General features: G+C 54.5%; 8 protein-coding genes. 2 read left to right on the forward strand and 6 right to left on the reverse strand.

Annotated elements, in window-relative coordinates; genetic code table 11:
- Nucleotides 1–11 precede the first annotated feature (11 nt).
- From A0W33_RS07815 to A0W33_RS07830, 4 genes are all read right to left on the reverse strand, one after another.
- Entirely contained in the window at nt 12–980 is a 969-nt protein-coding gene (locus tag A0W33_RS07815) for a PorP/SprF family type IX secretion system membrane protein (RefSeq protein ID WP_068837627.1), read from the reverse strand.
- Entirely contained in the window at nt 980–5,929 is a 4,950-nt protein-coding gene (locus A0W33_RS07820; RefSeq protein WP_082815167.1) for an ice-binding family protein, read from the reverse strand. Before A0W33_RS07820 ends, A0W33_RS07815 begins: the two co-directional genes overlap by 1 nt.
- 517 nt (nt 5,930–6,446) lie before the next feature.
- Entirely contained in the window at nt 6,447–7,406 is a 960-nt protein-coding gene (locus tag A0W33_RS07825) for a PorP/SprF family type IX secretion system membrane protein (RefSeq protein ID WP_068837629.1), read from the reverse strand.
- Between the two features lie 3 nt (nt 7,407–7,409).
- Nucleotides 7,410–11,150: an Ig-like domain-containing protein gene (locus tag A0W33_RS07830; protein ID WP_082815168.1), complete on the reverse strand. Its 3,741-nt coding sequence runs from the start codon at nt 11,148–11,150 to the stop codon at nt 7,410–7,412.
- A gap of 580 nt (nt 11,151–11,730) precedes the next feature.
- Between A0W33_RS07830 and A0W33_RS07835 the strand changes: the two genes are divergently transcribed.
- Nucleotides 11,731–13,548: a glycoside hydrolase family 15 protein gene (locus A0W33_RS07835; RefSeq protein WP_068837630.1), complete on the forward strand. Its 1,818-nt coding sequence runs from the start codon at nt 11,731–11,733 to the stop codon at nt 13,546–13,548.
- An 89-nt stretch (nt 13,549–13,637) separates the two neighbouring features.
- Here the strand turns inward: A0W33_RS07835 and A0W33_RS07840 are convergent, their stop codons facing one another.
- Nucleotides 13,638–14,045, reverse strand: a complete 408-nt coding sequence (locus A0W33_RS07840; protein WP_068837631.1) for a hypothetical protein — start codon at nt 14,043–14,045, stop codon at nt 13,638–13,640.
- Between the two features lie 161 nt (nt 14,046–14,206).
- Nucleotides 14,207–14,680, reverse strand: a complete 474-nt coding sequence (locus A0W33_RS07845; RefSeq protein ID WP_068837632.1) for a hypothetical protein — start codon at nt 14,678–14,680, stop codon at nt 14,207–14,209.
- A gap of 427 nt (nt 14,681–15,107) precedes the next feature.
- Here A0W33_RS07845 and A0W33_RS07850 point away from each other — a divergent pair, with 427 nt between their 5' ends.
- Nucleotides 15,108–15,899 carry a hypothetical protein gene (locus tag A0W33_RS07850; RefSeq protein ID WP_068837633.1) on the forward strand — a complete coding sequence of 264 codons (792 nt, stop codon included), beginning with the start codon at nt 15,108–15,110 and terminating at the stop codon, nt 15,897–15,899.
- The last annotated feature ends 26 nt before the right edge of the window (nt 15,900–15,925 follow it).

The raw sequence follows: 15,925 nt of genomic DNA on the forward strand, positions 1-15,925 counted from the left end.
GGGTACAAGGGCTATAGGTTGCGGGGCGTCAGGATGCGGCCATACTTCTTTTTAAGGAAAGTATAGCCCAACGACACCTCGTGGCTTGAGTAACTTTTAAGTTCGGAGAGGCTAATATCGTACGAATACCCTATCCTAAACTTAGGTGTGGCATAAATTTGTGTGATCAGCGCCAGGGCATTGCGCTTCTCCAGCTGCTTCATCTGCTGGTTGGTGAAGAACGGCACGGCCGACCGGTAGGAAGCACCGAACCACACCCGGTTGTACAGCAGCACGAAGCCGTTCACATCGATGCTGGTCGGGCTGCGGAAATCCTCTTTCAGCAGGATGCTTGGCTTCAGGCGCACGTTGCGGTTCAGGTCAAACACGTAGCCGGACGACAGAAAGAAGTGCGTCCGTGGCGTGGCGATCTCGGTTTTCTCCTCCTTAAATGGAATGATGCTGGCTGCGGAAAGCCCGGCGTAAAACCGTTCGGTATTGAAAAAGGCGCCCAGTTTCAGGTCTGGCAGTATCTGCGACACGCGTCCTTGCGGAATGGCGGCATCCGGCATCTCATTGCCCGGGTCCAGTATGGTGCCATCGAGTGTGTACTGCGAGGCTCCCACCGCCACTCCAAACGCAATGGTGGAGAAGCGATCCAGGTTAATGCGTGTGGAGACGTTGGCATAAGCCGCCGTCTGAGACTGCGCTCCCAGTTCATCATTCACGAAATGGACACCCCAGCCCAAACGTTTGTTGGTTGTAGGGCCATCAATGCTCAAGGTCTGGGTAACAGGGGCACCCTCCAAACCCGTCCATTGGGTGCGGTAGGTGGAGTTGATGTGCAGAATCTCCTTACTGCCGGCGTAGGCAGGGTTGATCACCAGCTCGTTGAAAATGTACTGGCTGTACTGCGGCGCCTGCTGTCCGTAAGCGGCCGGGGCCAGTGCTATGCCCAGCAGTACTACCAGTGTCCGTATTGTTTTAAAGCTGTTCCACATTACCGTACGATCATCACAAAGCCCTTAAACACTTTCTCTTCTCCACCGCAAACTTTCACCCGCATCACATAGTAGTAAGTGCCTTCACTTAGCTTGTCTCCGGTCCAGTTTTGCTTGTATGATTTGCTCCTGTATACTTCGCTGCCCCACCTGTTCAGGATGGTCAGTTCGTTCTCAGGGTAGTTCTCGATGTTTCGGATCAGCCATTTGTCGTTGTCACCATCGCCGTTCGGCGAAAACACGTTCGGGAAGTGCAGCTCGTTTTGCGCCAGCTTCTCGTTTGGCATCAGGTTGGAAGACGGTGTGGTACAAGCACCGTTGCTAGCGGTAACAGACACGTTGCCTACGCCATTTCCTGCTCTCGCCGTAATGCGCGGGGTACCCTGCCCTGTCAGGATGGACCAGCCAGCCGGCACTGTCCAGGTATAGGTGGTAGCTCCTGCCAGTGGTGCCACTTCATACACCAGGCCAAGGCAAGGAGAGCTCAGCTCCACTATCTGCTGCAGGCCCTGCGCATCCATGGTGCTTACCTCCAGTGAAACCGGATCAGCCGCACCGCAACCTGTACTGGCCACTACCGTCACTTTTCCCGCCTCGCGGCCAGCTACCACTGTGATGGCGCCTGTACCCTGACCGGAAATGATTTGCCAGCCTTGCGGCACCTCCCAGGTATAGGCGGTGAAGCTGCTGGCATTTGGCACGGTGTATACTTCTGTTGCCCCGATACACACGCCTGCGTTGCCCTGTACGGCCGTTGGCATGTCGGGCTTCTCCTGCACCGGGCTCACTCTTACTTCAGCAATGCCCGCCTCACCGCAGCTGTTCTTTGCCTTTACCTTTACTGTACCACCCGCCATGAAAGTTTTCACGGTGATGGTGCCGGTACCTTGTCCGCTCAGGATCGTCCAGCCCTGAGGCACTTCCCATAGATAGGAGTCGATGTTGGTATTTGCTTTTACGGTGTAGGTGGTGCTGGCACCGGCGCAGGGGCTTCCGGAACCAACCTCAATCTGCGCTACCAACGGCGTGCTTTGCGGAGCAACAGCCAGTGTCTGGCTCCCGCCTTCACCGCAAGGGTTCACAGCGGTTACCTTCATGGTGCCTGTGGTTGCCCCGGCTGTCACATTTATACTTGTTGTTCCCTGACCAGATTTGATTGTCCAGCCCTGTGGCGCCTCCCACTTATAACTGGTGGCACCCGCTACCGCTGCAATGCTGTAGGTAAGGTTGGTGGCACCCTGGCAGAAGCTATAAGCCGGTGCCGTGATAGGCCCCGGGGCGATGGCTGTACCAGAGGCAGGTGTTACTGCCAATGTCGCATTGCCGTTGTTGCCGCAGCCGTTCTTCGCTACTACCGTAATAGTGCCAGCCGTGCTGCCAGCTGTTACGCTTATACTTGCAGTGCCTTGCCCGGAGAGGATAACCCACTCCTGCGGCACCTGCCATACATATTCAGTTGCGCCAGCCACCAGTGCGATGCTGTAAGTCAGTTTGCTGCTCGCGCATACGGCCTTGTCGCCAGTGATAGCGCCGGGTTTGGCGGGAGGCGTAGTTGAAATGGTGATTGTTTTAGTGCTTGCCGTTCCTTCGCCGCAGTCGTTTTTGGCAGCCACACTGATGTTTCCTGCGCTTTGCCCCACTTTTACCCTAATGCTGGTAGTGTTCTGGCCGGAAAGGATGGACCAGCCTGTGCCGGTTGGCACTTTCCACACATAGCCAGAAGCACCTGTCACGGCAGCAATGCTGAAGGTGGCCTCGCCACTGACGCACAGGTCGGTGCTGCCGCTTATGGCGCCAGGAGTTATTGGTGCGTTGTTAGTCGGGGTAACGGCAAGGCTTTCCTCAGGTCCGCGTCCGCAGCTGTTCAGGGCCGATACCCGCACTGTTCCGCCTGTGGCGGTAGTGATTACTTTTATAGTTGTTCCCGTTGTGCTTCCTACTGGCTCCCAGCCCGCCGGCAGCTCCCACTTATAGGAAAGCGCGTCTTTTACAGGCTGGATGCTGAAGGTGTATTCTTTGCCGATGCACAGCACGGTAGATCCCGTTATCGGACCTGGCTTAACTGGCACGCCGTCTGTTACCACAGTTGTCAGTTGTGTTTCGCTGGTCACGCCGCAGGCATTGATGGCCTGCACCGCGATAGTGGTTGCCACGGCTCCTGCGTTCACCGTAATGCTGGTGGTGCCGTTGCCGGATACAATGCTCCATCCGTTGTTCACACCCACAGACCAGCGGTACGAGGTAGCACCGTTTACAGGCTGAATGGTATAGACAATGTTCTTCTGACTGGCACACACCGAGGCAAGGCCCGTAATGGCACCCGGTTTGTCCGGAGGCGAAGGCACCACCGATACCGCCAGCACTGCCGCTGTTCCCGCACCGCAATCATTCACCGCGGCCACGGTAATATTCCCGCCTTCGGGCCCGGCCTTCACTTTTATACTTGTGGTCCCATTTCCGGAGGTAATCACCCATCCTTCCGGCGCACTCCAGGTGTAGCTTTTCACGCCGGCAATTGGGCTGATGGAATAAGTATAGCCGGCTTCACCCTGGCATACTTCCAACGGCCCTGTAATAGCTACCGGAGGAGCAGGCACCGCAGCAGTCGGTGTTACGCTGATTTCGCTAAAGCTGCTTTCGCCGCAGGAGTTCAAGGCTTTTACCCTGATGTTTCCGGAGGCACTGCCAACGGTTACATTTATACTTGTGGTGCCGTTGCCGGAGGTGATGGCCCATCCGACAGGCACCTCCCACACATAAGACGTAGCGCCTGTTACGGCAGAGATGCTATAGGTGCCGGTGCCTTTTACGCAGCCAAATGAGGAGCCCGCAATTGCTCCTGGCACAGCCGGCTTTGCTGTTGCCGGTACAATAGCAATGGCGCTTTTCCCGCTGACACCGCAATCGTTGATGGCTGTAACCGAGAGTTCGCCGCCATTGCTGCTTGCGTTCACGGTGATGCTGTTGGTTCCTTCGCCCGCAGTGATCACCCAGCCCGCAGGCACTTGCCACACATAGCCGATTGCCTGTGCCACCGGCTGCACCGAATACACAAGGCCCATCGCGTTCACGCAGGAGTTTAAGTCACCCGTGATAGGCCCTGGGGTTAGAGTAACAGTTGTCACTGGTTTAACGGGCAGCGAGGCCAGCGGCCCTTTGCCACAGGAGTTCTCGGCCAGTACCGTCACATTGCCTTCACTTGTACCTACTTTAACCACTATTTTGTTCGTGCCCTCTCCCGACGTGATTACCCAGTCTGCCGGAACACCCCAGTAGTATTTCGTTATACCAGGAATAGGCGTCACCTCGTAGGTGGTGGTTTTGCCCGCACAGCCTTGCCCGGTTCCTCTGATCGCAGCCGGCACTCCCGGCGGAGCATTGTTGATAATTACCTGCAGTTCCTGCTCTTCACCGTCGCCGCAGGCATTGGAAGGAATAACGGATACTTTGCCTCCTTGCGCGCTGGCGTTTACCACAATTTCGTTGGTTCCCTGCCCTGAAACAAATGACCAGCCGTTGGGTAGTTGCCAGGTATACTTGTCAGTGTTCGGTTGGGGCGCAACACGGTAAGTTAAGCCCTGTGCGCTCACACAAAAAGACACCGGTCCCTCAATGGCCGATGGCTTGGCGGGCACGCCCAGCACCGGGGTTACCTCCAGAGAGCGCGCGGGGCCCTCACCGCACACGTTACTTACTTTCAGCGATACGAATCCCGCTTCGTCCGTTTGGCCCACCGTTACCTGAATGGTTGTCGGGTCGTTGGCATCCACCAACCTGTAAGTCCAGCCACGGGGAACGTTCCATGTGTAGCGCGAGGCGCCACTAACGGGTTCTGCCTTGTAGATGTAAGTGCCGTTGGCGCATACTTCGGTGGGGCCCTGAATGGGAGTAGGCTCCGACAGCAGCACACAAAAGCTCTGCACCACGCTGTTGTTCTGGATTGTTTCGTCTACCCCCGCTCCTTCTACCACGGCGCTTACCGTGTTGATGCCCGCCTTGTTGATTACGGACGTGATTGTCAGTTCAGCCGATTCGCCGTACGCCAAAGCGCCAACTGTCCAAACGCCTGTCTGAGGGTCGTAGAGGGTAGTGGGCAAGGTAGAACTGAACCCCTGCTGCACGCCGAGCACGTTAATGTCCCGTACCTTGATGCCTTCCTCGTTCACCGGCCCGTTGTTCTGAACCCGGATATAGTAAGTGATGCTTTCCCCGAACCCGTACGTGTCCGGGCCATAGGTGCCACCGCTGCGCCTGATCGAGATCGCCAGGTCTACCGGCAGGCTTAGGGTACTGTTCTTTAGGTTTACCTCCCCCTTCAAGGAGATCAGGCGGCCCAAAAGCCGCGAATTCTCCATCATCACATTGTCTTCGGCCAGGAAGTTACCCACCAGGTCGGAGTTGGAGCTGATGTTCACCTCGTTATCCACCACAAAGAAAACGTTCTTGCTGGTGGCTCCGCTCTTCAGGCGGATAATGGCGTTGCTGGTAGCTGCGAAGTTGCCGGTAACCCGGATGATAAAAGTAGCATTGGGCTGGAACTGTCCGTCGATGGTCAGCACACCCCCAAGCGCTGCATCACCGATAATGGAATACACGCCGGGCGTCAGGGTTTTCCCGGTTAAGTTGCCCGGGTAAAGCGGGTGTGTTGGCAATTGGAGAGAGGCATTCAGAAAAGCGGCCACGGCATCTTCGTGGGCTGCTATGGCCACCGCGTCTTTTGAGTGGCGCCCGCGTTTCACGGAACCGGGCGGGAAGCCGGCAATCGGGCCGTTGGCCACCCCCACGCTGGCGTTCACTACAGATCCGCCTGCATCCGATACTTTGCTCCACGCCAGCACGTTGAAATCGTGGGCCGCACCAAGAGATGGAGCTTGCTGAGCAAGAACCGCAGCAGACGTAATGCAAAAGCATACTATTAAAAGTATAACTTTTTGAAACCAGCTTCTCATCAATCGTGCTTGTAAAGTTTTTCTATATTATTTTCTTTAAAGTTGAAAAACCAGATTTCATCAAGGGTGATATTTTGTACTTAATCAACCACTTATGCTCGGGCCACAGCTTAAGTCTTTATTTTCTGATGCAATATTAGACTATAATCATTACATAGAAAAATTATCTAAATTCTTTGGAGGTAATATTTCTGTTCGCTCATCTAAATTTTGACATTTTTAGGTACAATGCAAGTTTTACCTGAAAATTTAAATTTTTTCATATCCTAACAACATCCCAATATATAGCTAACGCCTTATATATGCTTGATATTGTCTTACATTTGCTCCATTTCGTGTACACCTACTTTAGGCAAAGCGGGTTATGGCAACAGGGGAGAGTGTGCGCGAGGAGGCGGGAGGAAGTTGATGATTCGGCACAAAAACAGAATCACATAGAAAGGAGAAGCCCGGGCTACTGCTAACAGCCCGGGCTTCGTTTGGCACCTGACGCGGCACCTGGTTTATACTTGTGTGCTTACCACACCCACTGGGGGCAGATAATGCGCCTGTCGTTCAACAGCTTAAAGCCCACCACAATCTCGTGGGTGCCAGCGCTCACCTGGTTCAGTTCAGAGGTGGTAAAGTCGTAGGAGTAGGAAATGTCGAGCAGCGGACTTACATACACGCCCACCATGGCCACCAGGGCATCGTTGTGGCGGTAAGCACCGCCCACCCAGAAGCGTTCGTCATACATCACCCGCAAACTGGCGTCAACTGCGGCAGGACTTGGGCTGGCCAGCTTCACCATCACCGACGGAATCACATCCAGGCTTGGGGTTGGCTCGAGGCGGTAACTACCCGTGATGAAGTAATGCCGCTGCAAGCCCAGTGTGGCTTCCTCGTAGGTGTTGGCGCCAAAGCTTCCCGCGTCTTCCAGCAGCTGCGCTCCGGCAACCCCTACCGAGAAATTACGCGAATACACCCACAGGCCCAGGTTCAGGTCCAGCACTGTGTTGTTGATGTTGCCGCCGCCTGCCAGTGGGTCGCTTTCGTTGGCCAGATCCAGCTCGCTGGAGTTAACAGAACTCCTGATCACACCGGCAGCCGCACCAGCCGACACATTTATACTGTTGGTGATGGGCAGATGGTAGGCGTAGGACAGGCTGACGCCCGACCGGCGCAAAGGACCTGTTTCGTCGGTATGGAAGCTGGCTCCCAGGCCGTGGTGCGCCAATGCCCGGTGATAGCGGGTACTGGAGGCTCCTTTGTTCAATGGTGTATGCGCCGAGACATAATAGGTGGTGGGAGCGCCATCCAGCCCCACCCATTGCCGCCGGTGACTTACCCGGATATCGGCATAATCCTCGATTCCTGCAATGGCCGGGTTCAGCAGGAAATTGTTTAGCATGTATTGGCTGTACTGCGGGCGCTGCTGCGCCATCGCCTGCACGGCCAGTACAAAGAAGGCAAGTATAAGTATAAGCGGCTTGTTCATGTCTTATCGGATTATGGTCACGTCACCGGAAAGCGGCTCATTGGAGGTGCCATCCAGGTAAATGAGGTAATAGTAAGTGGCTACCGGTAACTGCTTGCCGTTGAAGGTACCATTCCAGGGAGTAGCATAGCCTTTAGAGCTGAACACCTTGTTGCCCCAGCGGTTGAACACCTCCACGCGCATGTCGGGGTACTCCTGTACATTTCCGAGTTCCCATACTTCGTTGAAGGAGTCGCCGTTTGGTGTGAAGGCATTCGGAATCTGCAGGGCCGGTATCACGGTGATCGTGACTTCGTCCGTATCCACACAGCCTTCCGCCGTGGTAACCGTCACCGTGTAGGTAGTCGTTTCGTTTGGCCGCGCCACCGGGTTGGCAATGTTCGGGTCGCTTAGGCTTTCGGCAGGCTCCCAGCGATACGTAGCCCCACCTGTGGCCTGCAATGCTGCTGGGCGCCCCTGTATTATTTCCACATCTTCCCCGGCATTGGCCACAATAGGCACTGCCGTTACCGTGGCTGGCGTGCGCGAGGTACTCGTACATTCCGACGCATTCACCGCCTCCACATAGTAGGTAGTGGTCTGCATCACATTATCAATCAAAAACTCCGCACCGATAAATACCGGGTTACCGCCCGTGGACGAAGTATACCACCTGTACTCCAGCCCATCCGGGTTGGCGACGGCCAGTGTGGCCGTTCCGCCTATACAAGTGACTGCGCTGCGTGTTTCTGCGGTAAGGGTAGGCGCAGCCGGTACAGGCAATACGGCGATGGCTGCCACATTGGAAGTATCGGAACAGCCACCGGAGAACACAACCCGCCGGAACCAGGTATCACGGGCCAGGGCTTCCGGGGTATAATTGATGCCGTTGTTGGTGCCCGCAGCTTGAACGAAACCTGCATCAGGCCCCACTGTGCTGCTCTCCCACAGGTAAGTATAACCGCCAGCGCCATCTGTTGGAGAACTGCCAGTAATGGCATTCGTCGGCGCCTGACCGGTACAAACCTCCGTTTGGGTGGCGGTGATGGTGTTGTTGCGCAAGGCCGGTGTCACCAGTATCTGAAGCGCGGCGCTTGTATCGGCCGCACAGCCCGCCGATCGCACCACACGGCGGAACCAGGTTGTGCGCGCCAGTCTGCCGGCCACAAAGTTCTGGCCGCTGTTCGTTCCGGCTGCCGGATTAAAGCCTGCCGTGGCACTGGCCGTGCTGCTTAGCCAGAGGTACGTATAAGTGCCACTGCCGCCGGTCGGCTGTGCGCCTGTTATTATGTCGGGAGCTGTGCCCGTACAAACTTGGGGTGTTTCTGTGCTGATGGTATTATTTTCCAGCGCCGGATACAGGATGATTTTTACCGGGGCTGAAAAAGCGGTACAGCCTCCTGAGGTTACGGACCTGCGGAACCATACTTCTCCCTCGCGCAGCGCCCCTGCCGGTATGGTATAGTTAACATCGTCGTTTGTGCCGGGGGCACTGGCAAAGCCTGTCTCTGGTCCGGTGGTACTGATCTCCCACATGAAGGTATAAGGCCTTCCGGCTCCACCCGTAGGTTCGGAGCCCACAAGCGGGGCTGGTGTATCGCCGGCACATATTTCCTGTGAGGCAGGGCTGATGGTGTTGGCACTGGCTGGCACGGGATCTACGGCGACGATAGCCACCGGATCGCTTATACTTTCCGCACAACTACCCGAGAACACCAGACGCCTGAACCAAGTGTTTCCCGAAACCGGTGCCGAAGGCGTATAATTCTGCGTGTTGTTTGTTCCAGGCGCTGCCCCGAAACCGGCGGTAGGGCCCGTGGTGCTAATCTCCCAACGGTAGCGGGGGGGCGCACTTGGGTCACCGCCCGTAGGCGTGCTGCCGGTAAGCACCGGTGGCACATCACCCTTGCACAGGTTCCGCACCTGCTCACCTGCTACTTCTATGGTGTTGTTCGAAATGCCCGGCACCACCTCAATCGGAATGGCCGTTAAGGGGCTGATGCATACAATACCGTTAGCCGTATCGATGGCCGCCACATAATAAGTAACGTCAGCGGAAAGCGTTGGCGTGGTAAAAGACGCTCCGGTGGTTATCGGGGCGGCACCCGCCACATTTGTGTCGAACCAGGCGAAAATTGGTCCGGGGCCCGTCGGTGTAAGGCGTACAGTATCTCCCACACAGGCCACACCCGGTGCCTGCACAATGGGAGCGGCCGGCTGCTGCAGAATCACAACTTCCTGCACGGGCGCCGGCTGCCCCTGGTAAATAGAATTTGAGCTACCGCACTCGTTTATGGCCTCCACGGCCACCGTGTACCTGCCGGGGGTGGTAAAGTTATACTTGTACTGGAAGGTGTCGGAGGTAAACGTTCGGGTGGCGCTCGTTGGGCCAGTGATGGTTATCTTGACGGTTATGTTCTCTCCCAGGTTTTTATCGACAAACAGGCCGCCGCCCATACCACCGCCGGGCCCACTGCTGCTATAGTCAATCTCGGTGGGACCGCAGGAGGTAACACTGGCCGGCACCTGCACCTGTGGCCAGCCCACTACAATGCCTTGCGAAGTAGTATCAGCGCCACAACTATTTTCCACGATCTGCTGAATAGTGTAAACTCCGGACACGGTAAACTGCAGCTTCGGCTCTTTCGATGTGGAGTCGCCCTCTATAAAAGTCCATCCCTGTTTCGGTTGCACCGACCATCGGTAGGAGAGCCCTCCGCCTTTGGCACTGTCCGCCAACGTCACATTTACGGGAACACAGGGGGGCATCTGGGTTTCTTCTACCCGCTCTTTCATGGCGATGCCGAAGTTAGCCTTGGGGTCCTGGTTATATTTGAATATTTGGGTACTGGTTACTTCACAGCCGTTCCTGTTTACCGCGCGGATTCTGATTTCATAGTTTCCGAGGGTATCATAAGGCTCGGCTTTGAGCGGAAAAGGACTTGGCGATGCAGGATAAACGGATTCTCCGGCACCGTTACCCCAATCTACATAGTATGTCCTGATATCTGACAGGTAGGGCGCTACCGTAGTGTTAGTCAACTCTACCACGATGGATGTGTCTTTCGGGGCCACATCATCCGGAAGACATACTTCGAAGTTGCTCTTTTCAGTGAAGGAGATCTCGGGTGTCTGCAGTACCGAAACCGTTTGCGTGGCTACAGACGTACACCCGGTTTGTTGATTTATCGCGGTCACAGTAACGGTAAAGTCCTCTATGCCCGTACCGGCAGATTTAAAGATCCGGGTAACTGTCTCATCTCCTACCGTGCGCACCAGCGGCGAGCCATCACCAAAGTTCCACTCGTACGCCACACCGCTCAACTCCGGTGCCCGCAGGTTGAAGGTCACCTCATCGCCAGCGCACAGGTTTCCCGCACTGGCATCCGGGCTGGTAGAAAAGGCCGGTGCTACCGGCGTAGGATTGTAGGTGATGGTCAGTTGGTTTGATGTTTGAGTAGGATCTCCCCCGCAGTTGTTTACTCTTGCAATAATATAGTAGGTGCCGGATTGGCTCACGGAAATGGTACTGGAGGTGTTTCCCGTCTGTACGCCATCCCTGTACCACTCGTAGGAGACGATGTTTTCACCCACGGTGGCAGTTAAAGTAGTTATCTCTCCCGCACAAAAGTTCACCTTGCCGTCTGTTGGCCTGACAATCACATCACATGGGGCAGCTTGAAGAAAGTTACTGCCCGAAAAGCCGAGCAGCAGGAAAAGGAGCGCAAAAAGGGAATAGAAACGCTTAGGTAGAAGAAGATGCATTCAATCGGAGTTAAGGGTGAACTATGTGCTCAGCGTTTTATGTATTACGAAATTCCTATATATAAAGATACACAAGCCACGAAGCCTGTGCCGGGCACAACAGCCCGTTTTGCGGCGGCTGGCCTTAGGGGAAAGCAAGTACCGCACTGTAGCCGCCATGAAGTATGCAGCGGGCACGATACTACCTTTTACATCTATGCTAAAATCTGGAAAAGGTTACATCATAACTTACCTTTTTATAATGGCTGTTTTTATAACGGATTAACTGCGTGCAAATTGCATCATAACACAGGATAAAAAAACACTACCCAGAGCCCTAAGGCTTACTATTGCTCTTTTCAGCCCAATATTACCACTGCCGCCGCAGTGCGCCTATTGCACTGCCTGCGCAGCTTTTTAGTTTAACTCTGTGTCCGCTCATACCTCAGCGGGCCCTTTGCCTGTAAGCTGTTCAACCAAACCTGCCACCGCCATACTAACCGGAACGCCGCTGGCGGCCTGGTCTCTCCCCGCGCTTGGGCGCTTTCTTTAAACCCAATGCAGGGCGACAGGGTATACCGGGAAAAAACACAGCAGCACCATGGACTATCAACCTATAGAGAACTATGCCGTGATCGGCGATTTGAACACAGTGGCCCTGGTCGGCCTGAACGGCACCATCGACTTTATGTGTTTCCCCGACTTTGACTCGCCCAGCATCTTCGCGGCCATCCTCGATAACGAAAAAGGCGGCTCCTTCTCTATACAACCCACTGCCGATGGCGCCAAGCACCGGCAGCTCTACCTCCCCGACACCAACGTGCTGCTCACGCGCTTCCTCCACGATGAGGGCATTGGCGAGATAACCGACTTTATGCCGGTGGAGGCGCTCTTCCAGGGCAAAGAACTTATCCGGCGGGTATCCTGCGTGCACGGAGACCTGACCTTTACCATGCGCTGTGCCCCGCGCTTTAACTATGCCCGCTCCCCACACACGGTACAACAAAAAACTGCCAACGAAGTTATCTTCAAAAGTGAGGGCTCCGACAACACCACTATCCGACTAAAAAGCTCTACTCCCATACACCTAGAAGACGGCGATGCGGTAGCCACTTTTACATTGAAAACGGGAGAAACGGCCGATTTCCTGCTGGATTATATCACCTGCGATACGCCGCCGGCCACCGCTCTGGATGGCTTTGTAACCGAAACCCTTTATGCCACCATTAACTACTGGAAAGACTGGGTAGCCACCTGCAATTACAAGGGCCGCTGGATGGAGGTGGTGCACCGCTCTGCGCTGGTGCTCAAGCTGATGACTTCGCACAAGTATGGCTCTATTGTGGCGGCCCCTACGTTTGGCCTGCCTGAACAGATTGGCGGCATGCGCAACTGGGACTATCGCTACACCTGGATCAGGGACGCCTCTTTTACGGTATATGCCCTGCTGCGCCTGGGCTTCCGTAAAGAGGCGAAGGGGTTTGTGGATTGGGTGGACAAGCAGTGCGACGACATTGGGGACGCGGGCCACCTGAGTTTGATGTACTCCATAGACGGCCGGAAAGAGCTGACCGAAATAGAGCTTAACCACCTGGAGGGGTACATGGGCTCTAAGCCCGTGCGCATCGGGAACGGGGCCTACGACCAGATACAGCTGGACATTTACGGCGAGCTGCTGGACTCCGTGTACCTCTACGACAAGTATGGCGAGCCCATTTCGTTTGAATTCTGGGATGACCTGAGGCAGCAGGTAGAGTGGGTGTGCGATAACTGGCGCCGCGAAGACGAAGGCATCTGGGAGGTGCGCGGCGGCAAAAAGCAGTTCCTTTACTCCCGCATGATGTGCTGGGTGGCCATTGACAGGGCCATGAAGATAGCCGAGAAGCACTCGTACCCGCTACCGGAAAGGTGGCGGAAGGAGCGCGACAAGATTTTCTTCTCCATCCACCACGACTTCTGGAACGAGGAGCTGCAGAGCTTTGTGCAGTACAAGGGTGCCGACACTGTGGACGCCGCTACGCTGCTGATGCCGCTTATCAGGTTTATCGGCCCAAAGGACCCGCGCTGGCTTTCTACCCTGAAGCGCATTGAGGAAAAGCTGGTGTCTGACGCGTTGGTGTTCCGCTACCGCGTGAACGAGGAGCTGGATGGGCTGCAGGGCGGCGAAGGCACCTTCTCGATGTGCACGTTCTGGTATGTAGAGTGCCTGGCACGGGCAGGGCAGGTAGACAAGGCGCGGCTATACTTCGAGAAGATGCTGGGATATGCCAACCACGTGGGCCTCTACGCCGAAATGCTGGGCCTGAAGGGCGAGCACCTCGGTAACTTTCCGCAGGCATTTACGCACCTGGGCCTTATCAGCGCCGCCCTAAGTATAAACGACATCCTGGAGGGAGATCAGAATAAAAAGAAAATCTAGTGGCGGGGGCAGCCTTAAAACAACTCAGCTGCTTGATCCTTGGCCGCGGCTGCCTTCAAACCTGCAGTATGGAGCATACAGCAGGAAGCTTACGCGTCCAGCAGCCAGTGCATGGCGTCTTTCCGGGTGGTGAAGTTCTTGAATTCAACGGGCATGTTCATCTCCTGCTTTAGCTCGGTGGCAAGTCTGGCGGAGCGTTCTTCGCGCTTAGCGTCTGAGGTAACTACGCGGGCTATCTTCTGCAGGCGCGTGGCCATCAGGTCAGTGGCGAATTTTGAGGTAACGCTTTTATAGGCCGAGTCCTCCACCTCTATTATGGAGTTACTTGAGTCCAGCAGTAGGTTCTTAATGTCGTAGTTCCTGATGTTCTCCACGATAAGCTCCAGGCTGAAGCGCACTTCTGACAGGCTAAACTGCTTTACGTCCGGCATGCTGGTTACCAGCACGTCCGTGGCCGGGGTGTAATCAAGGGTAATAATACCGCTGTAAATCAGCATGTGCGTGGTTATTAAAGGGGAAGGTGAATTCACCTCTTTTCTTTCACAACCAAAACAAAACGGACATTTATTGGCTCGCCTTCAACTCATAACACGCTCCAGCACACTCCTTGCCTAGCCACACAACTGCTGTTACCGCCTTGGGTCCACGGCAGTGCCTTCTACTTCTTTTCTCTTTTAAAATAGAGCGTGTCCAGCTCATCCGCAGGTTTGTTGATATACCTTACCACCAGCTCCGTAGCAGACAGCGACACTATCTCGAACTCAAACTGCAGGTTGTTTCTGTTCTGAAGACTACCGTAAAGTTTAAGAACCGCCATATCCTGTGTGGCCTCCCAGCCGCCGCTGTAATACCAGTAGGAGAGCACGGCCCTATCGCTTCCCAGTACCATCCAGCGCCTGCCTGTGTAGGTAAAATCAGTATTAAATGTAAACTGATAGGTAACCGAATCCATCAGCGCCCGCTCATTTGCCGCCGGATCGTTTGGCTGGTGGCCCACCAGATGCCCTTTGCGAATACCGTAGCAACTCCAGGTGCCGTTTGTGAGCAGTTCTCTGTCGAACTTTGGCTTTGTACTTTCATCCATGCAGCTGAGGCAAAACAGGCTGATAAGCGCAAGAAAAAAGTATCTCATGTGCTGCGGGTTAGGAGGTAAAAATCTTCAAAGTATAAATCATGGCACGCGCTGTATTGTTTCAATTATCTGGCAACGCCGCCAAAGTGTTGCGGTTTCGAACTGCTCTGGCCATTCCTGCTTTCTTACAAGTATAAACTTAACGTCGTTTACTTAAAAATACTCAATAGTAGGTATTGTACGGGCGTGCTTTAAAAATTACTATTGTAATTATTTTTTGCACTTATTTTATTCTAAGCTAACTTAACCTTCTTATACGCTCCAAAAAATCCTTTGCTACTTGCCAGTAAGCATCTTCCACCTGGTGCCTTCACCAGAAGGAAGTAGACGTAGCTTCCGTTTACCGGCACCCAATTTTACCTATACGAAATCATTGTAAAAACACGCCGGCTGCAGCACCTCAGCAACGGCAATAAGGGATTACCACATGAAAAAACGTTTACAGTTTCTTTTGTTTTTCTGCCTGCCACTGCTGCTTGCCTCCTGCGAGAAAGGCATCTTCGACCCGGAGCCTAACGCAAAATGCCTGGAACTTAGCCAGCAGGATGATGCCGGTTGGGTAATAGAGCGCGTGTACGATGGCCGGAAGGTAACCGAAATCCGCTATTTTCAGAATGAGGAGCTCCGGTACTACTATGAATTTACCTACGGCAGCGACGGCCGTGTAGTGAAAAGCCAGTACGTGGACACAAGAAACAACACGGCGTACACGCCCGAAATAATCACTTACAACGAGCAGGGGAAGTGGGCGAGGTCTACTTTTAACAACGCCAACGGTACTGTGACAGAAATATCAGTGGAATATGATTCACAAAGCCAGATACAGAAAATCACCTCGGCTACAACCAAGGATGGCACGACTACCGTCAACTACACGGCCATTTATACCTGGGAGAACGGCAACAATGTGCGGCGCACCTATACTTCTCCCACACAGCAGCAGGTAGTACAGTATGCGTTTGACCTGGACCAGCATAACAAGCGGCGCAAAGAGCAGGAGAAATATGCCTTCATGTCCTTAGCGGTGGCCCACAACGAGAACATGCTACGGCACGTCTCCTCAACCACCACAACTGGCGCTACTACCGTCCAAAGCGAGACGGAGTACAGCTATACGTATAACGACGAGGGGTATCCTACCACCCTCACCCGCTATATCACTTCTGGTGCCAACCCTGCCTACACCGCCACGACATACTTTTCTTACGACTGCGATTGAGCGCTGTTGCCGGCACTATCCTTCTT

Source organism: Pontibacter akesuensis, from assembly GCF_001611675.1.
Classification (GTDB): domain Bacteria; phylum Bacteroidota; class Bacteroidia; order Cytophagales; family Hymenobacteraceae; genus Pontibacter; species Pontibacter akesuensis.